At 36.8% G+C, this 22,638-nt stretch carries 19 protein-coding genes; 13 read left to right on the top strand and 6 right to left on the bottom strand.

What is annotated here, in order from left to right; translation table 11 throughout:
• Nucleotides 1-117 precede the first annotated feature (117 nt).
• The 3 genes from ACXACQ_RS22595 to ACXACQ_RS22585 form a co-directional block, all read right to left on the bottom strand.
• Complete coding sequence (locus tag ACXACQ_RS22595; RefSeq protein ID WP_474978277.1) at nucleotides 118-750, bottom strand: carbonic anhydrase; 633 nt, start codon at nucleotides 748-750, stop codon at nucleotides 118-120.
• Nucleotides 743-2,287: a SulP family inorganic anion transporter gene (locus ACXACQ_RS22590; protein ID WP_474978276.1), complete on the bottom strand. Its 1,545-nt coding sequence runs from the start codon at nucleotides 2,285-2,287 to the stop codon at nucleotides 743-745. Before ACXACQ_RS22590 ends, ACXACQ_RS22595 begins: the two co-directional genes overlap by 8 nt.
• Nucleotides 2,288-2,473: 186 nt before the next feature.
• Nucleotides 2,474-2,857, bottom strand: a complete 384-nt coding sequence (locus ACXACQ_RS22585) for a hypothetical protein (protein WP_474978275.1) — start codon at nucleotides 2,855-2,857, stop codon at nucleotides 2,474-2,476.
• 125 nt (nucleotides 2,858-2,982) lie between these two features.
• Between ACXACQ_RS22585 and ACXACQ_RS22580 the strand changes: the two genes are divergently transcribed.
• On the top strand, nucleotides 2,983-3,624 hold the full coding sequence (locus ACXACQ_RS22580) for a Crp/Fnr family transcriptional regulator (protein WP_474978274.1): 642 nt from the start codon (nucleotides 2,983-2,985) through the stop codon (nucleotides 3,622-3,624).
• Between the two features lie 7 nt (nucleotides 3,625-3,631).
• Here the strand turns inward: ACXACQ_RS22580 and ACXACQ_RS22575 are convergent, their stop codons facing one another.
• Nucleotides 3,632-4,663, bottom strand: a complete 1,032-nt coding sequence (locus ACXACQ_RS22575) for an alpha/beta hydrolase (protein ID WP_474978273.1) — start codon at nucleotides 4,661-4,663, stop codon at nucleotides 3,632-3,634.
• Between the two features lie 412 nt (nucleotides 4,664-5,075).
• On the opposite strand from ACXACQ_RS22575, the gene ACXACQ_RS22570 reads away from it, so the two are divergent.
• The 3 genes from ACXACQ_RS22570 (at nucleotide 5,076) to ACXACQ_RS22560 (ending at nucleotide 12,087) form a co-directional block, all read left to right on the top strand.
• Nucleotides 5,076-6,938, top strand: a complete 1,863-nt coding sequence (locus tag ACXACQ_RS22570) for a family 16 glycosylhydrolase (protein WP_474978272.1) — start codon at nucleotides 5,076-5,078, stop codon at nucleotides 6,936-6,938.
• A gap of 514 nt (nucleotides 6,939-7,452) precedes the next feature.
• Nucleotides 7,453-10,548, top strand: a complete 3,096-nt coding sequence (locus tag ACXACQ_RS22565; protein ID WP_474978271.1) for a SusC/RagA family TonB-linked outer membrane protein — start codon at nucleotides 7,453-7,455, stop codon at nucleotides 10,546-10,548.
• A gap of 15 nt (nucleotides 10,549-10,563) precedes the next feature.
• The gene (locus ACXACQ_RS22560; RefSeq protein WP_474978270.1) at nucleotides 10,564-12,087 is read left to right on the top strand and encodes a RagB/SusD family nutrient uptake outer membrane protein; all 1,524 of its coding nucleotides are present in this window, start codon (nucleotides 10,564-10,566) and stop codon (nucleotides 12,085-12,087) included.
• Nucleotides 12,088-12,126: 39 nt separating this feature from the next.
• Here ACXACQ_RS22560 and ACXACQ_RS22555 read toward each other — a convergent pair whose 3' ends face one another.
• Nucleotides 12,127-13,164: an alkaline phosphatase D family protein gene (locus ACXACQ_RS22555; RefSeq protein WP_474978269.1), complete on the bottom strand. Its 1,038-nt coding sequence runs from the start codon at nucleotides 13,162-13,164 to the stop codon at nucleotides 12,127-12,129.
• 399 nt (nucleotides 13,165-13,563) lie between these two features.
• On the opposite strand from ACXACQ_RS22555, the gene ACXACQ_RS22550 reads away from it, so the two are divergent.
• The 8 genes from ACXACQ_RS22550 to ACXACQ_RS22515 all read left to right on the top strand — a co-directional run bounded on the left by ACXACQ_RS22550 (nucleotide 13,564) and on the right by ACXACQ_RS22515 (nucleotide 21,813).
• Entirely contained in the window at nucleotides 13,564-14,952 is a 1,389-nt protein-coding gene (locus tag ACXACQ_RS22550) for a cytochrome ubiquinol oxidase subunit I (protein WP_474978268.1), read from the top strand.
• Between the two features lies 1 nt (nucleotide 14,953).
• Nucleotides 14,954-16,030, top strand: coding sequence for a cytochrome d ubiquinol oxidase subunit II (gene cydB / locus ACXACQ_RS22545; RefSeq protein ID WP_474978267.1), 1,077 nt, complete (start codon nucleotides 14,954-14,956; stop codon nucleotides 16,028-16,030).
• 2,012 nt (nucleotides 16,031-18,042) lie between these two features.
• Nucleotides 18,043-18,168 carry a hypothetical protein gene (locus ACXACQ_RS22540; protein ID WP_474978266.1) on the top strand — a complete coding sequence of 42 codons (126 nt, stop codon included), beginning with the start codon at nucleotides 18,043-18,045 and terminating at the stop codon, nucleotides 18,166-18,168.
• 516 nt (nucleotides 18,169-18,684) lie between these two features.
• Complete coding sequence (locus ACXACQ_RS22535) at nucleotides 18,685-19,002, top strand: hypothetical protein (protein ID WP_474978265.1); 318 nt, start codon at nucleotides 18,685-18,687, stop codon at nucleotides 19,000-19,002.
• 153 nt (nucleotides 19,003-19,155) lie between these two features.
• A complete protein-coding gene (locus ACXACQ_RS22530; protein ID WP_474978264.1) occupies nucleotides 19,156-19,323 on the top strand; it encodes a hypothetical protein in 168 nt (55 codons plus the stop codon).
• A 17-nt stretch (nucleotides 19,324-19,340) separates the two neighbouring features.
• The gene (locus ACXACQ_RS22525; protein WP_474978263.1) at nucleotides 19,341-19,847 is read left to right on the top strand and encodes a hypothetical protein; all 507 of its coding nucleotides are present in this window, start codon (nucleotides 19,341-19,343) and stop codon (nucleotides 19,845-19,847) included.
• A 948-nt stretch (nucleotides 19,848-20,795) separates the two neighbouring features.
• Nucleotides 20,796-21,080 carry a hypothetical protein gene (locus ACXACQ_RS22520; RefSeq protein ID WP_474978262.1) on the top strand — a complete coding sequence of 95 codons (285 nt, stop codon included), beginning with the start codon at nucleotides 20,796-20,798 and terminating at the stop codon, nucleotides 21,078-21,080.
• A gap of 7 nt (nucleotides 21,081-21,087) precedes the next feature.
• A complete protein-coding gene (locus tag ACXACQ_RS22515; RefSeq protein WP_474978261.1) occupies nucleotides 21,088-21,813 on the top strand; it encodes a hypothetical protein in 726 nt (241 codons plus the stop codon).
• Between the two features lie 24 nt (nucleotides 21,814-21,837).
• Here ACXACQ_RS22515 and ACXACQ_RS22510 read toward each other — a convergent pair whose 3' ends face one another.
• Nucleotides 21,838-22,152 (bottom strand): hypothetical protein, encoded by a 315-nt coding sequence (locus tag ACXACQ_RS22510; RefSeq protein ID WP_474978260.1) that lies wholly within the window; start codon nucleotides 22,150-22,152, stop codon nucleotides 21,838-21,840.
• Nucleotides 22,153-22,205: 53 nt separating this feature from the next.
• On the opposite strand from ACXACQ_RS22510, the gene ACXACQ_RS22505 reads away from it, so the two are divergent.
• Nucleotides 22,206-22,514 (top strand): hypothetical protein, encoded by a 309-nt coding sequence (locus ACXACQ_RS22505; RefSeq protein ID WP_474978259.1) that lies wholly within the window; start codon nucleotides 22,206-22,208, stop codon nucleotides 22,512-22,514.
• Nucleotides 22,515-22,638: the final 124 nt, after the last annotated feature.

Raw genomic sequence — 22,638 nt, 5'->3', positions numbered from 1 at the left:
GATACTTAAAATTAAGGTTTCTGTATATTAGCCCAAGCTATAAAAATAGAACTATAGTTCAATATAAAAAAAAGTCGACCTTTTAGGCCGACTTCTACTGTGAGTGACAATTAAATCTTACTTATTCAGGTGGTAGATATTTGGAATATCATCTAGTCCCTTAATAGTGCTGCCTAGGTCTTTGATATGGCCAGAGCTTAACCCATATACCCATGCATGAATGTGTAGGTCTCTTTCTTTCCAGGCTCTTTGCACTATAGATGTTTCAGCCAAATGCGAAGCTTGTTCTATGGCATTTAACTCAACCAACCTATTGTACTTATCAGTTTCATTAGTGATGGCATCTAACTCAGCAGCATATTTATGGTATACATCTTTAATATTGCGTAACCAGTTGTTTACTAAGCCTGCATCAATATTTTCCATGGCCGTTTTCACTCCACCACATCCATAATGTCCGCAAACAATGATGTGTTTAACTTTTAGCACATTTACTGAATACTCAAGTACAGATAATAAATTTAAGTCTGTATGAACTACCATATTTGCTACGTTTCTATGTACAAATATTTCACCAGACTTGGTGTGAGTAATTTCATTGGCTGGCACGCGACTATCAGAGCAGCCTATCCATAAAAATTCTGGAGATTGGCCTTTAGATAAGTTTGCGAAAAATTCTGGATCTGCTTTAGTCTTTTCTGCAGCCCAAACTTTGTTGCCATCAATTAATTTGCTATATGATTTATCCATTATTAAGAGACTTTATTTCTACGTTAATATTTTTGTGTTTTGCTGTTTCTTTAAAATTTTGAATGACTTCTTTTACATCATAGTCAATGATTTGGTTATTTGAACCATCAATTAATACGCTCGAATTTTCCGGAATGTTTCTTAAAGTCACCAACATACTTCCTTTGTTTAAGAAAGATAACTCTCTGGAGAGCTTAATAGTTATTTTTTTTCCTTCACCATTATCCTTGGCTTCGGTGTTGAGCATAAATGATGATCTGTAGTTATTTCTTAAAATGTAAAATATAGATACTGCCATGCCTATGCCAATACCTTTAAGCAAATCTGTAAATAATATGGCTAAAATAGTAATTATAAAAGGAGCAAACTGATCCCAGCCCAAACTATACATCTGTTTAAATAAAGGTATTTTGGCTAATTTATATCCCACTACTAATAAAATTGCGGCCAATGCTGCCAATGGTATCATGTTGAGTATCTGCGGGATAAATATTACAGTAATGAATAATAGCACTCCATGTACTACTGCTGACATTTTAGTTTTTGCTCCCGCATCAATATTAGCAGAGCTACGCACAATTACCGAAGTCATGGGCAAACCGCCTATTAAACCAGCAAACATATTACCTAGACCTTGTGCCTTGAGTTCACGGTTGGTAGAAGTTATTCTTTTATAAGGATCTAACTTATCCGTGGCTTCTATGCATAGTAAGGTTTCTAGGCTTGCTACTATTGCTATGGTAGCTGCTACTACATAAACCTTGGGCTCTGAAAGCAAGCCGAAGTCGGGCGTGGTAAATAAACCTAAAAAACCTTCAAAATCTGAAGCGATGGGTAAATTTACCATATGATTGCCTTTCAGGACAAGTGGTGAATGTGCAGTAATGAAAAGCTGGTTTATAATTATACCTGCTAGTACTGCCACCAAACCTCCAGGTGCTATTTTGGTAAAACCTAGTTTTTTAAAGCCGGGCTTTTCCCATATAATTAAAATCGCTAAGCAAAATAACGCAATTATAATAGCGCCAGGCTGTATGTAGTTAAGTGCGGTAAATAGTTCTGAAAATGTATTTTGTCCATCAATTTGGAAAAACGCATTATCACCTTCGTAGTCGGCATCGTAACCAAAAGCATGTGGTATCTGCTTTAAAATAAGTATAATACCTATTGCGGCAAGCATACCTTTTATTACTGATGAAGGGAAAAAGTGACTTACTATTCCGGCTTTAAGGACTCCCAATATCAATTGTAACAACCCGGCTATTACCAAGGCAGCTAAAAATGCCTGAAAAGAGCCAAGTGAGCTTATTGCTCCTGACACAATAACGGTAAGGCCTGCGGCTGGTCCTGATACACTTACGTGAGATCCACTTAAGGCACCTACTACTACTCCGCCTATGATGCCTGTTATTAGACCTGCAAATAATGGAGCGCCAGAGGCTAAAGCTATACCTAAGCATAAAGGTAGGGCCACAAGAAATACGACCAAGCCCGATGGAAGGTCACTTTTAAAGTTGGTTATTAATTTGGTATTCATTAGAGTAACAGATATAGCAAGGTTATTAAACGACCTTATAAAAGGCCCTTCATACAAATAATTAGATGTACTTATCCTATGGCAAATACTCCATAGGTGTATCAGCTATTTAAATCAAAAGCATGATGCTTTTGCTATACCAGCGTTATGGCTAGTACTATTTTAAGAAATTAACCTTATTTAATATTAAGCTTGAGGAGGTGGGGTAGTTACTTCTGAAACGGGATCTTTAATTTGTAGCGGGTCATGATAGACCCCTTTATCGTATAAAATGCCTGCTACGTAATAAACAGGTTCATAATTGTATTCGAATTCAAAGGCCTGCTGTATTTTGCCTTCTTCCTCTTCTTCTTCAAAATCCGAGCCATTTGGAGATTGTGATTCGGCAATAGCATCTTCATGTTCTAAAATTATTTCTACAATGAATTCAACTACGGTTTCAATCTCATTAATATACTTGTGGTTAGGTAGATTTTTTCCAAGCGCACTATCACTAATGTTGAGGCTGATATTTAATATCTGCACTGCAAGAAGTATAGTAAGTAGTTTTATGGAAAATTTTTTATACATAACCTATTATTATTCATAAACGAAAAACGGATATTTAAGTTTATCGAAGCATGAATTCAATAAAAGCTTGATTATTGGATAAAAGCTTAATGCCGAACATACGTATTAAAATGCAGATTACAAAAATGCAAAACGAAATACTAGAATATTTAAATAGAAGTTTTCCTGAATTGACAGAGCATGAGTTGCAGCAAGAGATTGTAGATAATGGAAAGGTAAGGCGTGCTAAGGCTGGTGAAGTGATGATGGAATTTGGTAAAGTGATTACTACTATGCCATTATTAGTGGAGGGAAGTATTAAAATTATGAGACAAGATGCGGAAGGACATGAGCTGTTTTTATATTACCTTCAAGAAGGAAAAACCTGCGCCATGGCATTAACTTGTTGTACTGCCTATGACAAAAGCCAAATTAGCGCTATAGCAGAGGAGGACTCTTTAATAATTCAGCTGCCTGTTCACTTTCTAGATGAGTGGATGGTAAAGTATGTAAGTTGGAAAAATTTTGTAATGAATACATATAAAGAGCGATTTGATGAACTGCTTAACTCATTAGATAGCGTTGCTTTTCATAAAATGGATGAGCGATTATGGAGTTATTTGTTAGATAAAACGTCTATCCGTAATACTTATCATTTACAAATAACACATCAAGAAATAGCGGTAGAGCTTAATAGCACTCGTGAAGTTATCTCCAGGTTGTTGAAGAAACTTGAAAAAGATGGTAAAGTAGAATTGTCGAGGAGTGCTATTAAGGTCATTAACTAAATCAATTTTAATAAAATATTTTATTTAGAAATTTGATCATAATGTCCAGTGCTTCAGGAGCATCTTTTTCGAATTTTATGCCAAGGTATTGGTTAGAGCCTGAGTCTAAAAATGCATGAGGCCTTCCTTCATATTCCCAAAATTCAGTAGGCTGACCCGCAGCTTTTAGTTTCTCTACATAGTTTTTTACACTTTTAGGGGTAGTTACATTGTCATTAGAGCCTACAGTAAACAGTTGAGGAGGGAGCTGCACATCTTCTTTTTTTGAAATATAATAAAAAGGTGATACCGCTTTATACATGTCGGGATTGTCTTTAGCATTAATGTCTCCTCCAAAAATAGACCTGGGTTGGGCTTTGCCTAGTTGCCAAAATATGTTTGAAGGTTTTTCAAACCCGCCCAAGGCACTAGAATAGATGTTAAAAGCTCCATAGCTAATTAAACCTGCTTGTACTTCTAAACCATTTTCTTGCGCTACCTGCTCAGGAGTTTTGCCATTAGGTAAATATGTGGGGATAAAGCCGAAGGGAGCTTTGTCGAACCCGGTGCTATTGAGCGTTTGCCCCGCTACTATTACCATTTCAGCCAAATGTCCACCTGCACTGTCACCGGTTACGGCTAGTTTTTTAGGGTTACCACCATACTTAGCGATATTGTCTTTGACCCACAAAACAGCGCCAAAAGCATCGTTTACGATGTCATTCATTGTTACAGTATTATTCAGATCTCCTAAAAGCCTGTAGTTGACATTGCATACTACATATTCGCCATGTGTTACTACATAGTCAGACATCTGGTCCATAATAGACTTATCGTTTATCAGCCAGCCACCACCATGGAATATTACTAATACCGGATAGCTTTTTTTACCTGAGTTAGGCGTGTAAATATCCATGGTAAGATCAAAGCCTTCAGGTGATGCCCACGTAATGTCTTTAGAAACTTTGTAAGAATTGTCAGCTTTATCTTGAGCATTACAGCCTATGCTGATTATAAAGACGGTTATAAAAATAACACTGGTTCGTAAAATGGATTGCATATGTAGAATTATTATTGCTTCAATATGAAGTAAAGGTATAGAAAGCGTTTTTACTTTCCTTTATAAATGAGAAATAGACGTAGATGTTTTACAGAAAAATCTATAAATGGTAGGTCTTGGCACCTAACAGGCTTAGAATTTTAAATAAATATGAAAAAAATATCGCCAAGTTTTCAGTTCTTAATTTTTTGATTGTTAGTGTATTATAATTTTTTGTAGTAGTAAAAGTGTAGTGATTCAAATTATTGTTATAATCCAATGTATTTTGTGCTTCTGGCATCCCATTAATTAAGCATTATATTTATCACTCCAAAAGAAAATGCTTCAGCACATTGATATACAAGCCTACTAACCCCATAGGCAGCTCAAAACAGTAATAATTTTAATTTTTGTTCAACTAAACCTATACTTAATGAGAAAGCTAAATTTAACTATGCTTTTACTTATTGTGTTGGCTCATTCCGGTGTTTTTGCCCAAAACTGGAATTTGATTTGGCACGATGAGTTTGATTACAATGGCGCACCAGACTCACACTGGAGTCCTGAATTGTGGGATGCTGGTCGCGTAAACAATGAACTTCAAAGTTATACCAATAGGTCCGAAAATGTGAGGGTCGAAAATGGAGTGCTTGTTATAGAAGCACGAAGAGATTGGTATGCCGGTAAAGGTGAATATTCATCTGCCAGGTTAAATTCTACAGCAGGGTGGACTTATGGAAGATTCGAAGCCCGTATGAAGTTGCCCGGAGGCTGGGGATCATGGCCTGCTTTCTGGCTGTATCCTAACGATGAGTCTGTGTATGGCTGGAATGACGAAACCAATTATTGGTGGCCCAACTGTGGTGAAATTGATATTATGGAAGAAGTGGGATACGACCAAGATGCTATTCATGGATCAGTACATAGTAATAGATTTTACTTTAGAAAGGGAAATCAAAGAACTGGACATACCTATACTAGTGATGTAACGGCAGGTTTTCATTTATATGCTGCAGAGTGGTATCCAGATAGGATTGACTTTTTTGTAGACGATAATAAGTTCTATACTGTGTATAACGATGGGGCAGGCTGGGAGTCTTGGCCATTTAATCATGATTTTCATATTATTTTAAACTTAGCTGTTGGTGGAGATTGGGGCGGAGCCCAAGGTGTAGACCCTAATATTTGGCCGCGCAGAATGGAAGTTGATTATGTTAGAGTTTATGAGCAGGGGGCTCCAGATCCTTCATCTGCGCCTATAGGTAAAACTATTTGGCTAAAAGGTAGTAATGGACTATACGTGTCATCTGAAGGTGGACTAGAAGCCATGAACTGCGACAGGCCTGTGGTGCAAGGATGGGAAAGTTTTACTGTAGTATCTGCTCCCAATGGCAGGGTTGCGTTAAGAGATGATACAGGTAAATATGTTTCTTCAATGGATGGAGCTTCTCCTATGCTGTGCGATAGAGATGCTATAGATGGTTGGGAAACTTTCGATTGGATAGACAGAGGTAATGGCAAAGTAGCCTTGCAGGGTACCAATGGTAAATTTGTGAGTTCTGGTAATGCTGAAGGGCCTATGACTTGTGATCGTGATGCTGTTGAAGGCTGGGAAGAGTTTACTTGGGGTGAGGCCGGATCAGAAGGAGCTCCCGTAGGACAAACCATATGGCTAAAAGGTAGTAATGGATTATACGTTTCTTCCGGAGGCGGAGAACAAAGCATGTCGTGCGATAGAAGCGTTATAGGGGGCTGGGAGAGTTTTACCATAGTATCAGCACCTAATAACAGGGTGGCACTAAGAGACTCAAACGGCAAGTATGTATCATCTATGGATGGAGCTTCGCCTATGATGTGTGACAGAGATGTGGTAGATGGTTGGGAAACCTTCGCTTGGATTTATAGAGGTGTAGGAAAAGTGGCCCTTCAGGGTACGAATGGTAAGTTTGTGAGCTCTGGAAATGCAGAGGGTCCAATGACCTGTGACAGAGATGGCGTAGAGGGCTGGGAAGAGTTTAGCTGGGGTATTGTAGGGGAGTCTGCCCGAATGGCTGCAAGCCTCATAACAGAAAATAAACCACTGGCTAAGGTTTATCCTAACCCAGTGGAAAAAGGAGAGTTTACCGTTAGCGTTAAAATGGCTTCCCAGTTAATCATCACAGACCTTTCTGGTAGAAAAGTTATGGTGAAAGAAGTGGTTGGAGATACTTTTATAAGAGGTTTAAAATCTGGTGCTTATATCGTTTCTATTCAAAATAATGAAGGTAAATACACCGAAAAGATCATAGTTAAATAATCTTCAGTGCAATTGAACGTTATTAGTTCTATGGTATATTAAATTTCAATTTTAAAGGCAAGCATAAGCAATTGTGCTTGCCTTTTATCTTTTTTGCTAAAGCCTCACTAAAATTAAGTTATTGATAAAATTCTGACATCCGTTTTTCAGTGAGTTACGAATTATATTGAAAATATCACCCGCATTTAAGAATAACCGAACTTACATCGGTTTTCTTCAAAATAATTAAAATTTTATTTTTTCTGGTACATCAAGGGTATTTAATCATACTTTTTTAAGTAGAAATACTTAGACTGTTTTTTGCTCTTAACTTATTGATTGTTAATGCTTAATGTTTTAATTGAAACATGAAATATGTCTATTACATATATTAAGTGTAAAAATAAAGCAGTAAAAAATTAGGCTAATTATAAGTGCATTGGTAAATTCTTGGGCATTTGCCCTTCGATACCTGCAATCGTTTGTGCAATCGATTTTAAATAACCAATATTTATTACATCAAACTCTTACTCTTATGAGACTTAAACGTTACTTATTGTTTAGCTGCCTGTTATGGTCGCATTGGGCCTTTTCTCAAAGTGCCGTGACAGGAACTGTGACTGATGCAGAAACATCAGAACCCGTGCCGGGTGTCAATGTTATGATTAAAAATACCTCTAAAGGAACAGTTACTGATTTTAATGGTCAGTATAGCTTACAGGTATCTTCTGATGATGTTCTAATATTTTCATTTATAGGATATGTAACTAAAGAAGTTACCGTTGGGGCACAATCAAACGTTGATGTGGTATTAGATCAAGATACAGAAACTTTGGAAGAAGTAGTAGTAGTAGGATATGGCACCCAAAAGAAAAGCCTAAGTACCGGAGCTATTTCTTCTGTAAAAGCTGATGAACTGCAGTCTGTATCTAATAGTACTGTAGACCAGGCCCTACAAGGGCGTACTGCCGGTGTGAACATTACCCAAAATTCTGGTTCACCAGGTAGTGGAACTAAAATACAAATTAGAGGAGCTTCCTCTAACGGAAATTCCGATCCACTGTATATCATTGATGGGGTAAGAACTGATGCCAGCGGCATGAGTTTTTTAAGTCCTAACGATATAGAATCAATGGAGGTGCTTAAAGATGCTGCTTCTGCGGCTATTTATGGAGCTCAGGGTGCTAATGGAGTAATTATTATCACCACAAAACAAGGTAAAGCTGGTACTGGGGTTATCACTTATAGCGGGCAGTACGGTGTGCAGTCTGTAAAACCAGACCTGATGCCTATGATGAATGCCAGAGAGTACCAAACATATATGTCTGAGGCTAATGTGGTAGATGCTCCTGTGCCTACAGGTAATGGCACTGACTGGTTCGATGAACTATACGAAGATGCTCCCATGCAAAACCACAGTTTAAACTTTAGTGGCGGAACGGATAAATCAACCTTCTTTGTAGGTGGAAATATATATACCCAAGAAGGCGTAGTAGGTGGTGATAAATCAAAATTTGATAGATACACTGCCAGAATTAACTCAAGTCACCAAATAAAAGACTGGCTTAAGGTAGGGGAGAACCTCTCTTATGCCTACATAAAAAGAAGAGGTGTAGCGGAAAATGATGAATTTGGATCAGTAGTAAGTAGCGCTATTGCTATGGATCCATTAACTCCTGTTACCTATACAAATGGTAATTACCCTGAGCATGTTCAGACGGCTCTTTCTGAAGGATACCCTTTGGTGAAGGACGGAAATGGTAATTATTACGGTATTTCCGATTATGTTAAAGGTGAGTTTGCCAACCCTTTAGCCATGGTAGATATAGAAAAAGGACGTACCGTGCAGAGTAAAATATTAGGGAATGTGTATGCAGAGCTTACGCCAATAGAAGGGTTTAAATTTACTTCACGCTTAAGTGTAAATGCTTATTGGCAGCGTAATCATGACTGGACTCCTACATTCTGGTTTAATAATTTCAAAAATAATACTAAAGGAGCCAACGGTATAGATAACTGGGAGCAGTTTTATAGCTGGCAGTTTGAAAACTTTGCTTCTTACGATAGAACTTTTGGATCGCACCACTTCACGTTGTTAGCAGGGGTGTCTCAGCAAAGAGATGAGAGCAATTATTTGGGCGGTACATACGGAACGTTATTTAGAGAAGAAAGAAAATGGTCTTATGCTGATTATGTATCTGATGCTAATGATAGAATATATAGTTCAGTATCTTCAAGAACATTATCTTCAGTTTTTGGAAGAATTAGCTATGACTACGAAGGCAAGTACTTATTTAACGCTACATTAAGAAGAGATGGCTCTAGCATGCTGTCTGATGAAAATAAATGGGGTTCTTTCCCATCATTTTCTGCGGGATGGGTAATTTCTAATGAAGATTTTTATACTTCTGACTTTACCAAAATAGTCAACTACGCTAAGTTTAGAGCTAGCTGGGGTCAAAATGGTAGTTTGTCTAACCTTTCTCCAGGACAATGGCAGGCTTTTGTATCTACCAATGTTGATGGAGTTATCAGGTATCCCGGTTCTAACGGGGTGTATCAGCTGGGTGCAGCACCTACCAACTTAGAAAATAGAGACCTAAAATGGGAAACCAGTGAGCAGGTAGATATCGGTTTAGATTTGAAATTTTTAGATGGTGGATTGACGTTTAGCGTTGATTATTTCAATAAGAAAACCAAAGATTTAATTACTCCTGGTGCGCCTCCATTATTTTCAGGAAACACCATGCCTTTTGTAAATGCCGGAGAGGTAGTTAATAAAGGTTTTGAAATAGAATTAGGATATAGTAATCCTACTTCGCAAAACTTTCAATACAGCATTACAGCCAATTTAACTACGCTTGACAATGAAGTGACATACTTAGACCCTAACTACCCTGTACTTAATGGTGCTGATGTAGGTACCGGCTGGTCGCCAGTAACACAGTTTACAGAAGGAAGACCAGTGTGGTATTATACAGGTTATGTTACCGATGGTATTTTTCAAAACCAAGAGCAGATCGATAAATATGTGGCTGATAATGGCCTTACAGGTTATGAGCCAAGCCCAGGAGACCCAATCATTAGAAATGTAAATGGCGATGGCCAAATTTCTGAGGCTGACAGAACTTACATTGGAGATCCACAGCCAGACTTTTATTATGGTGCGCGCATTAACCTAAAATATAAAGGGTTTGACTTCTTAATGTTTATGCAAGGGAAATCGGGTAACGATGTGCTGATGGGCTTCAATAGAATTGATAGACCTACTGCCAATAAACCTAAATTCTTTTACGAAGACAGATGGACAGGAGAAGGCTCTACCAATAGCTGGTTTGCCGCCAATACCGATGACTCAAAAATTTATAGTAGTGATTTGATGGTGTTTGATGGATCTTACATGAGAATTAAACAGCTGCAACTTGGCTATACTTTGCCTCAAAAAATGATTCAAAACATAGGCATAAGAAATTTAAGAGTATATGTGTCTATGGATAACTTCTTTACATTCACCGATTACCCGGGTATGGATCCTGAAGCGGGTACCGATAATCCTCAAAGTTTAGGTATAGACAGAGGTATGTATCCGGTGCCAAGAACTATTTTGGGTGGACTTACTTTTAGTTTTTAATAAGATACCAAAGACATGAAAAATTTTATATATAAAGGAATTGCAGTGGCTTTAATTTTATTTAATGCTACTGCCTGTAATGATTTTCTGGAGGAAGAAGTACCAGGTAAGCTCAATGAGGAGGACTTCTACCAAACCGATGCTGACGTGCTAATGGCTGTTAATGCTGTTTATGACTTAAATTCGGCCGAATATAACAAGACCTGGGCAAGTCCTTATTTGCTTAAAACTTTACTTTCTGATGAGGGTAATGCTGGAGGTAGTAACAATGGAGATCAGGTAGGTTATCAAAACTTAGATGATTTTAATATAGACTCACAAAACGATAAAGTGAGGGACGTATGGAAGCTTTATTATTATACGATTTATCGTGCTAATATAATCTTTGAAAAAAGTGCTGGTAACTCTGATATCTATAAAAGGTTAATAGCAGAAGCAAAAACGTTAAGGGCACTAAACTACTTTAACTTAGTAACGCTTTGGGGAGATGTGCCGTTGGTGCTAAAAGGGGTAGACCCTTCGGAATTCACAACTACTAGCCGTGAATCAAAAGAAACCGTTTATGGTCAAATTGAAACGGATTTATTAGAAGCTATTCCTGATTTGCCAGTGAAAAGCGGTTATAGCGATGCCGATAAGTTTAGAGTATCTAAAGGTATGGCTCAGTCTTTATTAGGTAAGGTGTACTTATTTCAAAAGCTTTATCAAAAGGCGCAAGAACAATTCGATGCAGTAATAGCCTCAGGAGAATATTCATTGGAAAACGAGTTGCAAACAGTGTTTTCTGAAGAAGGAGAGTTTGGCAAAGAGTCTATTTTTGAAATTCCTTTTACAGGACAAGAGTCTTACAATGGAGATAACTTCCCTTGGGGAGGAATACCAGAAAGTAATATTCATATTCAATTAATGGGGCCTCGCTCTGATTATTATACACCTGCCAAAGGCGATTCTTTAATTGGTGGTTGGGGTTTTAACTTGCCAAAGAAAAAGATGTACGATGCATTTGTTGCTGCTGGTGATGTTAACCGTAGGAGAATAACAATTATCTCAGAAGAGGAGCTGGTTGATGGTGGAGGTAAATGGACGCTTGAAAATGCTTGGGACTATGAAGGCTATTTTCAAAGAAAGTACGGTAGTTTTTCTACAAGAACTGATACTACTAGTAAGGAGTATAACTACAGCAATGACTTTATTATTATCAGATATGCTGATGTGCTGTTAATGGCAGCAGAGGCTCATTACCGAAATAGTGATGAAGCTACCGCATTAGATTATATCAATCAGGTGCGTACCAGACCAGGCACTGACCTGCCAGAAATCAACGTATCGGGTAATGATGTGTTTGATGCAATAGTTACTGAGCGTCAATTAGAGCTAGCATTTGAAGGACATAGGTTCCTTGATCTTGTAAGATGGGATTTAGCAGATCAAGAGTTAGGGCCATTAGGCTTTAAGAAAGGACAGCATGAGGTGCTTCCAATTCCTTTGGTAGATGTGAGATCGGGCGGCTTACCGCAGAACGATGGATACGGACAGTAAACACATAAAAAAAGAGCCACTTTTCGTGGCTCTTTTTTTTTAGAAAGTGAAGGTATGGTCCAGATAAGTACTGTCACCATATCCTTTAATTTTCACATTGATATCGGGCTTTTCTTTATCCCAATCTATTTTTAAGAGGCCATAATTTTTTCTTACCACCATGGTGTCTATCCTGTGAGTATTTACTTCAGGATTTTCCTTGTCCCAAGTATGAGTAAGACCACTAGAAGTTACCTCATATAAAGGATGATCCCAACCTTCAATATTCATTTGCGAGAACTCCGCCATATGCCTGTCACCACTTATAATAATAGTACCTCGTGGCTTGGTTTTGCTCAGTAGTTCAAAAAATCGCTTTCTCGAATTCGGGAAATTGGCCCATTTTTCGTAAAGCTGCTCATCAGGTATCAGCTGAATGCTCGATATTATTAAATTAACACTTGCCGTGTCATTGGTGAGTTCGTTTTCCAGCCACTGCCATTGCTCATCACCTAAAATATCACCTTCTTCATTGGCCAAAAAGCGAGCGTCACTTTCGGTGTCAGCTATGAGAGTGTCTCTAAAATACCGCGTGTCTAAAAGAATTACTTTTAGTTTTCCATCATTAAAAGTGTAGGAATTGTATGCCCCCTTGTGTGACCAAACGGGATTGTCTTCAGGTACATCTAAAAAGCCAAGAAGTAATTGCTTGCTTTCGTCTTTTTTAGCGAAGTTTTTACCTCCATCGTTGATGCCATAATCATGGTCGTCCCACACACCAATTACGGGCATGGCATGTAGTAATTTCTGATAAGAAAGCCTGTTTTTTTGAACTAAATATTGCTTTCGCAATTCGTCCATATCCTGAGTGTCTCCATAAATATTGTCACCCGTTAAAATCATTAATTCGGCAGATTGGTTGGTGATTTCTGGCCACATCTGGATGCTGTCGTTTTGGTGGCTGCAAGACCCAAATGCAATAGTGCTCAAAAGTGTTTTGGGAGTCTTTTCAGCCGTATTAGTCTCTGCCTGCTTAGCGTTTTTATTACATGCAGCTAATATGCAACACGCTATTAATAGAAGTAAGTTGTTCCTCATTATTGAAGTGTTAATGTTTGGAAGATTCTGTAGCAATATAAAGCATTACTGAAATTAAAAGTCTAAGAATCGGGAGATTATTATCGGAAAAAGGAATAAAAATAATGATTTAGGGAACTAAATTTTAAAATGTAAATAAGTAAACAAATGTAAGGTCTTGTGGCGTTTGGGGTTTACTTTAGCACTGATTTTGAAGTCAATAAACGCTGAGCAGGTGGAAAGACATAAAAAATTATTCATTTATATATTGTCAGTGCTAATACTATACTATTTAGTAGTGAAGTTGCCCGTATTACCTGTGTCGATTTTCGATATTCCCTCAAAAAAAATCATCAAAGGCATAACCGGACTTTTGTTTGGAATCGGAGCCTTATTCATCTACCTAAAAACAAATAAAAAATGAGTGTTGAAGAGCTATCGCGGCTGCAGTTTGCTTTTACAGCCATGTTTCATTATATATTTCCTCCTTTTAGTATAGGGTTAGGATTGTTGCTGGTGATTTTTGAATCTATGTATTATTTCACTGGCAAAAAAATATATGAGACCATTACTCGCTTTTGGATCAAGATTTTTGCCGCGAATTTTTCAGTAGGCGTGGCTACAGGCATCGTGTTGGAGTTTGAGTTTGGTACCAACTGGGCTACTTATTCTAGGTTTGTTGGCGATGTATTTGGCTCGCCATTAGCCGCAGAAGGTATATTTGCATTCTTTTTAGAATCAGGTTTTTTGGCGGTGTTGCTTTTTGGTTGGAATAAGGTGAAGCCAGGTTTTCATTTATTTGCTACTACCATGGTTGCCCTAGGGTCTATCATGTCTGGCTTTTGGATTATAGTTGCCAACTCATGGCAGCAGACGCCTGTAGCCTATGACATAGTGCAAGATGCTAATGGCTTTATGCGGGCAGTTATTACCGATTTCTGGGGAGTTATATTTAGCCCTTCTTCTATGTCTCGTTTTGCTCATTCTATAGTAGGTGCTTTTGTGCAGGGTGCTTTTTTGGTGCTCAGTGTATCAGCGTACTTTTTACTTAAAAATAAATATTTTGAATTTGCTAAAAAGTCATTTTCAATAGCATTAGTAGTAGCCGCAATAGCAGCATCTCTACAGCCGTTGATTGGCCATGTGAGTGCACATGTAGCATACGAACATCAGCCGGCTAAAATGGCGGCATTTGAAGGGTTGTATGAGACACAAAAGAATGCGCCTATGTTTATTTTTGGCTATGTAGATGATGAAACCCAAACAACAAAAGGCCTTTCAGTGCCAGGAGGGTTGAGTTTTCTGCTCGATTGGGATACAGATTATGAAGTTACTGGTTTAGATCAATTTGCGAAAGAAGATAGGCCGCCTGTCAATCATGTTTTTCAGTCTTACCACTTGATGGTTGCACTAGGTATGTTTTTTATTGGTCTTACATTCCTTGCGTTATTTTTATGGTGGCGCAAATCACTTTTCAACCAACGTTGGTTACTAAAAGTCTTTGTAGGGGCGGTAGTGCTGCCGGTAATAGCCAATCAGGCGGGGTGGTATTCTGCTGAGCGAGGTAGGCAGCCTTGGCTGGTGTATGGTCTTTTAAGAACGGAAGACGGTGTTTCTAAGTCCATTTCTGCCCCCGAGGTGTGGGTGTCACTGATTTTATTCGGGCTCGTGTACTTACTCCTTCTTTTTGTGTGGCTGTACGTGCTCAATAAAGAGATAAAACATGGTCCGGACTCTCATGAGGAAATGGAGACTGACTATAGAGAAAGGCACGAGCAATTTGATTCATTAACCGAAAATTTTAATTAACATGGATTATCAAGTATTGTGGTTTATAATCGTAGGTTTTTTATTAACCGGTTATGCTATTTTAGATGGTTTTGACTTAGGGGTAGGGGCATTGCACTTATTTGCTAAAGGAGATCACGATCGTAGAATATTGCTCAATTCCATCGGGCCAGTTTGGGATGGTAATGAGGTGTGGCTTGTAACCGCGGGTGGTGCTTTCTTTGCCGCTTTTCCCCATGTTTATGCCACAGCATTTTCTGGGTTTTATTTACCCTTTATGATATTACTCTTTGCACTAATATTTAGAGCGGTATCAATAGAATTTAGAAGTAAAGAAGATATGAAAATGTGGCGCAAGTTTTGGGATATAGCCTTTTCGTGCGGGTCAATACTTGCAGCCTTGCTTTTCGGAATAGCCATCGGCAACGTTATTATGGGCTTTAAAATAGGCCCTTCCATGGAGTATGAAGGCACTTTTCTAGATTTGATTAGCCCATATACTCTACTTACGGGAGTTTTTAATTTGGTTATGTTTAGTATGCACGGTGCTATTTACCTGATAATGAAAACCGAGGGCGACTTAAGAAAAAAGGTGAAGGGCTGGGCGTTTAAAGCCTACTATATCTTTATTCCGATGTATGCTATTACCACATTTGTTACCATGTACCATCAGCCAGAAATGCTTGCCAATTTTTCATTTGGCATGATTGATTACGTTGGTGATCCTCATCCTTTGATCTTGCAACATCAAATTATTATTTCTGTAATAGCTTGGATTGTAGTAGTGCTCAATGCCTTAGCTATTATGAATATCCATCGTACACTAGTAAAAGATAAACCGTTACAAGGTTTTATATCTTCTGCACTGATGATGGTGGCCATAATTTTATTTTTTGCACTGGGACTATTCCCCAATATGATGTTATCGAATATTTCACCCGAATATAATCTTGATATTTATAATAGCTCATCGTCTTTATATACCCTCAAAACCATGTTTATATTGGCCTGCATAGGCCTACCCTTTGTGCTGGGTTACACCGCTATTATATATTGGACTTACCGAGGTGTTACCAAATTAAACGAATCGAGTTATTAATGGGGTAGAGGGCTTAGAGTCATAATTTGAAGGCAATTGTATTGAGTGAAAACCACTGGTCGTAGGTTAAGCGCAGCAGTCCTACGACCTACCATGAGCAGAGCATTTGCTCGGAATAGGATAAGCAGAAGGCTTGTGCCACACTGCTTAGTCAGTATTTCATGAATATGGATTTGTGTTTAAAGAAAGGAATTTGAGCGGATGCTCAAGTAAAGTATGGATCGTAGCGGACGCTACGATCAGTTGGTTACGAAAACAAATACTGTAAATGAATGATCTTATAATTTTATTTTTGGCTTTAATGTCCTGTTTATCATGGGTTATTCAATACTTTATTTTAAAAAAACATTGGAATAAGATATATTTTATTGTTAATGGAGTGATTTTGTTATTGTACTTTTTTATTGACTTTTATCAATATGGGCGTTTATTTTACTGGCATTTTTTTATTAACATGATCATTCACTCTTTTCTGAGCTTATTTTTGGTTGTAACTTTCCGTTGGTTTAAGCACCTTATTTACTTCTTTAAAAAATAATTTTAATTCGTCAGAATGACTACAGATTAGCCACTGGTCGTAGGTTAAGCGCAGCGGTCCTACGACCTACCATGGGCAAGAGCATATGCTCGGAACAGGATAAGCGGAAGGCTTGAGCCACACTGCTTAGTCAGTATTTTATAAATTTGTGCTTAAAGCAAGGAATTTGAGCGGGCGCTCTAGCAAAGTATAGGTCGTAGCGGACGCTACGACCAGTTGGTGATTCACAAAGGGCTGACAAAGCAAAATAGAGGTATTATGAAAATGGAGGTACGGACTGTTTAGGCTGTCCGGTAGAGACCGAGATTAGTTCAGGAAAGAAAAATTAATATGTTTAAGGCTTTATTCTATTGTTATTATAACGTTTTGAAAACGCATTTTCCTAGTTATCTAGGAATTGAAAAGGGTGTTAGTTCAACTTTAATAGGCACTTTATTTTATTTTAATTTACTGTCAGCCTACTTAATTGGAAGTGAAATGTTTTTTGACAAAATTTACTTCGGGTCTTGGATATTATTTTTTAGTTATCTAATAACCATTGGTATATTTCAATGTTTTTTAGTTTACAAAAAAAAATCAGCAATAATTGGTGAGCATCAAAAATCTGATAATCAGTGTACATTAAAGCTATCTTTAGGCTATCCAATAATTACAATTGTGATTTTTATTACGTCTTTAAAAATAATATTCTAACAGTCCCCCCACTGGTCGTAGGTTAAGCGCAGCGGTCCTAAGACCTACCATGAGCAAGAGCATATGCTCGGAACAGGATAAGCGGAAGGCTTGAGCCACAATGCTTAGTCAGTATTTTAATAAAGATATTGAATGCATTAAATTTAGAATTTGAGCGGACGCTCAAGTAATGTCTGGATCGTAGCGGATGCTACGACCAGTTGGTGTTTTGATAAATCATTATCTTTAAATTAAACTAAATTTCATGAAGTTTTTTAAAATATTTATACCTATTGTAGTTTTATTTTTAGGTATGTGTTTATTTGCAATGTTTAAAATGATGAATTATGAATCGTTCTATAGTCCATCAGATGGAGAGTTTTATAGTTTTAAGAGTTTTAAAAATCAAGAAGCTATTCCTTTTATTTTATATAAGTATGTTTTAAATTTTCCTTTAAGTGTTTTTAATTGGTTTACTAATAAATACTTATTTACGACTACCTATTTTTTTATACCTAATTCAATAGCATTAACACTTTTGTTAATGAAAAGGAAAACTATATTATCATATTTGAAAAGAAGAATTAATAAGTAAATAAAAGCCCGAGCAAAATCGGGCTTTTTCATTCCACATCTTTAAGCACACCACTAAGGGCATCCTCCATCTGGTCGTAGGTTAAGCGTAGCGATCCTACGACCTACTATGAACAAGAGCATATGTTCGGAATAAGATAAGCGGATGCCTCCACACTGCTTAGTCAGTATTTTATAAATTTGTGCTTAAAGAAAGGAATTTGAGTGGATGCTCAAGCAAAGTATGGCTCGTAGCGGATGCTACGACCAGTTGGTGAGGTATTATGAAAATGGAGGTACGGACTGTTTAGGCTGTCCGGTAGAGACCGAGATTAGTTCAGGAAAGAAAAATTAATATGTTTAAGGCTTTATTCTATTGTTATTATAACGTTTTGAAAACGCATTTTCCTAGTTATCTAGGAATTGAAAAGGGTGTTAGTTCAACTTTAATAGGCACTTTATTTTATTTTAATTTACTGTCAGCCTACTTAATTGGAAGTGAAATGTTTTTTGACAAAATTTACTTCGGGTCTTGGATATTATTTTTTAGTTATCTATTAACCATTGGTGTATTTCAATATTTTTTAGTTTACAAAAAAAAATCAGCAATAATTGGTGAGCATCAAAAATCTGATAATCAGTGTACATTAAAGCTATCTTTAGGCTATCCAATAATTACAATTGTGATTTTTATTATGTCTTTAAAAATAATATTCTAACAGTCCCCCCACTGGTCGTAGGTTAAGCGCAGCGGTCCTAAGACTTACCATGAGCAAGAGCATATGCTCGGAATAAGATAAGCGGATGTCTGAAGCCACAATGCTCAGCCAGTATTTTATGAATTTGTGCTTAAAGAAAGGAATTTGAGTGGATGCTACGACCAGTTGGAGAGGGTTCGTTGAATAGAAAAATAAAGGAGGTTGTAACAATTACAAAGTCGGGAACTATGGATGATGCTTTAACTATTGCCAAATCAAAAGTTGGAGACGTTAAAGATGCTTATAGGAGTACATTAGGGCCATATAAAGTAGATATTGTCGGGTATGGCACAGAATCCAATCATTGGAGACTAGACTGGAGTGATGAGTTAGGAGCTCATATAAATTGGGAAACAGCCACAGAAAAAGGGGCTATACCCATCAAAATGAATAAAGAGGTATACGAAAAAACATTAAAAAATATTTTCTAATGTATATACATCCATATTTAAATGAATTTATAAAAACAGAATCAATTTTATCTTACAATCATCCTAAGTATGAATACAATATTATTGAAAAATTTGGACTAAGAGAGATCAAGGATTATAAAAACCCCCAATATAGATGTAACAGTTGAATTTATGATTAGAACAGGTGCTGATGCTCTGTTCAAAAAATTTGAACTACCAGCAACTAAAGATTATAACGATCTATTGATAACTGATTTACTTAAGAAAATGATGAGAAAGCAGGTTAAGGAAGTCTATGAAGAAACCTTTAGTGAATCGAAAACTACACCTGAAAACTAATCGTATACGTCATCGATATGATAATTAATAATAAGGTTCTTATTGCTCTGTTGCTCATTTCTGCAGTAGTTTTATTTTATGCATTTTTTTTTTATAAGCCAATTGCAAATGATCAAATAGCTGAGATTCAAGGGGTTCTTTTAGAAAAGCCAATTTATGGGGAGCAAGGGGGAGATATGCCAAGAAAATATATTAAAATTAAATTAGTTGGAATGTCTAATAAATTTTATCTCAGTGGGTGTGCTTATGATATGAGTTATTCCAAAGAGATATTGTTGCTAGAACCTCTAGATACAGTTGTTGTTGGTATTAAAAAAGAAAGTATTAACAATAATAGTATATCTGTTTACCAATTTGCTTCACAGGACAATATGTTGCTTGAACTTAATGATTATAACAGATGTCATGCAAAGAAATGGAAAATGATACTTCCAATTGTTGTTATAATGTTGATTATATTGATATACCGTTTGGTTAAACATCATTTTGCTCAAGCTGGTGCGAGCAATAAAAGTAGTGGCTAGTTCGAGCCCCCACTGGTCGTAGGTTAAGCGTAGCGGTCCTACGACCTACTATGAACAAGAGCATATGTTCGGAATAAGATAAGCGGATGCCTCCACACTGCTTAGTCAGTATTTTATGAATTCGTTCGTGAAGAAAGGAATTTGAGCAGACGCTCAAGTAATGTCTGGATCGTAGCGGACGCTACGACCAGTTGGTGGACAGGAATGTTTAGATTGTGGGTTATCAGAAACTTACTTAAGCCCTAAATATTAAATAGAAATGATTAAGTTGTATAAATTTGCTTTTTTTGGATTTTATAAATTCAGCTCATTAATAAGGCCTTATTTTAAGATAGAATTTATTGCAAGTTGCTCATTGTTAGCAATTTTAGTGACTTTATATATCTCAGCTATAATAATGATTATTTCTAAATATTTTTTTTTAGAAGTCCGGATTGACTATATCATATTTATATTATTTTTGATTTTTTCATTTATTAATGAGACTTTTTTTGAAAGAATTAAAATTGTAAGTGAATATAGCCGTTTATCGATTAAAAAGAAGAACCAAGCGATGTTTTTCAGTTTAATTAATATGCTTGTCTCGTTTTTTTTACTGTTGTTTTCTTTAATTTAGTTTTGTTAAAAAACTTTCCCCAACTGGTTCAAGGATCTAAATTGAGTCTGGCGCAAGTGTCCACTTGTGCCATTATAATATTATGAAGTCTAAAGCCTCTGATTGATCAGGGGCTTTTTCTATGAACCGTAGGCTTGTTTGGTTTTGTAACCCACACTGGTCGTAGGTTAAGCGCAGCGGTCCTAAGACCTACCATGAGCAAGAGCATTTGCTCGGAATAAGATAATCAAATGTCTGAAGCCACACTGCTTAGTAAGTATTTTAATAAAGATATTGAATGCATTAAATTTAGAATTTGAGCGGACGCTCAAGCAAAGTATGGCTCGTAGCGGATGCTACGACCAGTTGGAGGAGTTTCAATTTATCAGTCAACAGCGGCTATTGATAAATATAACAATATATTCTTCTCAGATGTAAAGCGATTAAATGAAATAGAAGGGAAAAATTATTTACTTGAAGATGTGATTGAGGCGTTGGATTTTGACGATTTTGATACTTTTGAGCCTCAGAATCCTAAAAACTTCACCGAAGGTATAGAGAAAACAATTACTAGCCCTTCGGGCGTTCTAGGGGCAGCAAGTACAGATCCCGATTCTGCAGAGATTGATGACAAATAAAGGAGATATGAGATTATTAATTATAATGTTATGTTTTTTAACTAATAGTATTTTAGCTCAAAAAATTATGGAAGAGGATAGCATCACAAAGATTTCTCCAAAAGAGGTGAAAAAGTTTATAGAAAAATTTGATGGAAAACTAAATACATCAATTGATGAAAAATACTTTATTGAAGTATATGAATTGAGTAATGACCAAGCCTTAATGGATTTTGAATCTCATGGGTTTTTGTTTGATAATTTAGCAAGTGCAATATCTTACCTTGAAGATATAAGTACTAAGGTGTCTACTGGTCGAGTAAGTCATATACTTGATGGCAAATTCAATTATGATGAAACTTTTTTAGCAAAAAAAAAGGAACTGGAAAAACAATTGTTAGTTAAGCTAAATATAATTAAACCAACGTATACTGATGAGGAGTTTAGGCAGATAGAATTTTTTGTAAATAAGGAAATGGCAAAAGGGTTAAATCCAGATTCTATTTTTCCTATGTTGGTAGCTTATATAGGTGAATACATGCATTATCATTTAGCTGATTCATATTGGAAAATGGTTAAATCTGACCAAGTGGATATATGGGAGCCGTATATTGTAGATGTGAAAAATAACTATTACAAGCCTCACTATGTGATTTATAAAGAACTATATGAATATTACCCAGAAGAAGGAAAAGCTGAATTACTTGATCATACAAAAATAGAATTGGTACAATATAACGTTAATATTAAGTAGTTAACTGATTGTAGGGCTTCCCGCCTAAGCGTAGTATGTAAAAACTGCATCTAGGTGTAGTTTGTAACTACACCTTTGTATTAAAGGACTAGTGCCAAAGGTCCTAAGCAGTGAAATACCAATGAAATTATGAAGCCCCTGATTGATGATCAGGGGCTTTTTTATGAGTAAGCTTTTCTGGTTTTGGCATCCCTGATAATGGCATTGGCCAGGTAAACAAGCTTTTCCCCCTGGTCGTAGGTTAAACGCAGCGGTCCTAAGACCTACCATGAGCAAGAGCATATGCTCGGAATAAGATAAGCTGATGTCTGAAGCCACAATGATTAGCCAGTATTTCATGAATACGAATTTGTACGTTAAGAAAGGAATTTGTGCGGATGCTCAAGTAAGGTATGGATCGTAGCGGACGCTACGACCAGTTGAGCTACGAACAGTTGGGATTTAAAAGAATAAAAGATATAATGGATAGTTTTAAATACTTTCACTTTATTAAAAGTAACAGATTTACTCTTGATAATATAGAAACTGTAATCTTTAAGTTGAAAGAAAAGGGAGCATCACAACGTGATAGTGTCCATGCTATAAAAATGGCTTTTAATATATCATTTTTTGAAGCGGATTCACATGTAATAAATTCTAAAACTTGGAAGGAAAATTTTGATGTCTTAAAAAAAATAAGGGATGAGTTTAATGATTTATGAATAGACTTTGCTATAGTTACTTGGCTCCCACTGGTCGTAGGTTAAGCGCAGCGGTCCTACGACCTACCTAGTGCAAGAGCATTTGCTCGGAATGGGATAAGCAGATATCTGAAGCCACAATGTT

This window comes from Fulvivirga sp. AWR4_260 (assembly GCF_056158185.1).
This window is presented reverse-complemented; position numbering and strand designations above follow the sequence as displayed.

Coding starts and splice junctions, on each gene's coding strand:
- ACXACQ_RS22595 (WP_474978277.1), bottom strand. CDS start 750: ATGGATAAATCATATAGCAAATTAATTGATGGCAACAAAGTTTGGGCT.
- ACXACQ_RS22590 (WP_474978276.1), bottom strand. CDS start 2,287: ATGAATACCAAATTAATAACCAACTTTAAAAGTGACCTTCCATCGGGC.
- ACXACQ_RS22585 (WP_474978275.1), bottom strand. CDS start 2,857: ATGTATAAAAAATTTTCCATAAAACTACTTACTATACTTCTTGCAGTG.
- ACXACQ_RS22580 (WP_474978274.1), top strand. CDS start 2,983: ATGCAAAACGAAATACTAGAATATTTAAATAGAAGTTTTCCTGAATTG.
- ACXACQ_RS22575 (WP_474978273.1), bottom strand. CDS start 4,663: ATGCAATCCATTTTACGAACCAGTGTTATTTTTATAACCGTCTTTATA.
- ACXACQ_RS22570 (WP_474978272.1), top strand. CDS start 5,076: ATGAGAAAGCTAAATTTAACTATGCTTTTACTTATTGTGTTGGCTCAT.
- ACXACQ_RS22565 (WP_474978271.1), top strand. CDS start 7,453: ATGAGACTTAAACGTTACTTATTGTTTAGCTGCCTGTTATGGTCGCAT.
- ACXACQ_RS22560 (WP_474978270.1), top strand. CDS start 10,564: ATGAAAAATTTTATATATAAAGGAATTGCAGTGGCTTTAATTTTATTT.
- ACXACQ_RS22555 (WP_474978269.1), bottom strand. CDS start 13,164: ATGAGGAACAACTTACTTCTATTAATAGCGTGTTGCATATTAGCTGCA.
- ACXACQ_RS22550 (WP_474978268.1), top strand. CDS start 13,564: ATGAGTGTTGAAGAGCTATCGCGGCTGCAGTTTGCTTTTACAGCCATG.
- cydB (WP_474978267.1), top strand. CDS start 14,954: ATGGATTATCAAGTATTGTGGTTTATAATCGTAGGTTTTTTATTAACC.
- ACXACQ_RS22540 (WP_474978266.1), top strand. CDS start 18,043: ATGCTCAAGCAAAGTATGGCTCGTAGCGGATGCTACGACCAGTTGGTG.
- ACXACQ_RS22535 (WP_474978265.1), top strand. CDS start 18,685: ATGCTACGACCAGTTGGAGAGGGTTCGTTGAATAGAAAAATAAAGGAG.
- ACXACQ_RS22530 (WP_474978264.1), top strand. CDS start 19,156: ATGATTAGAACAGGTGCTGATGCTCTGTTCAAAAAATTTGAACTACCA.
- ACXACQ_RS22525 (WP_474978263.1), top strand. CDS start 19,341: ATGATAATTAATAATAAGGTTCTTATTGCTCTGTTGCTCATTTCTGCA.
- ACXACQ_RS22520 (WP_474978262.1), top strand. CDS start 20,796: ATGCTACGACCAGTTGGAGGAGTTTCAATTTATCAGTCAACAGCGGCT.
- ACXACQ_RS22515 (WP_474978261.1), top strand. CDS start 21,088: ATGAGATTATTAATTATAATGTTATGTTTTTTAACTAATAGTATTTTA.
- ACXACQ_RS22510 (WP_474978260.1), bottom strand. CDS start 22,152: ATGAAATACTGGCTAATCATTGTGGCTTCAGACATCAGCTTATCTTAT.
- ACXACQ_RS22505 (WP_474978259.1), top strand. CDS start 22,206: ATGGATCGTAGCGGACGCTACGACCAGTTGAGCTACGAACAGTTGGGA.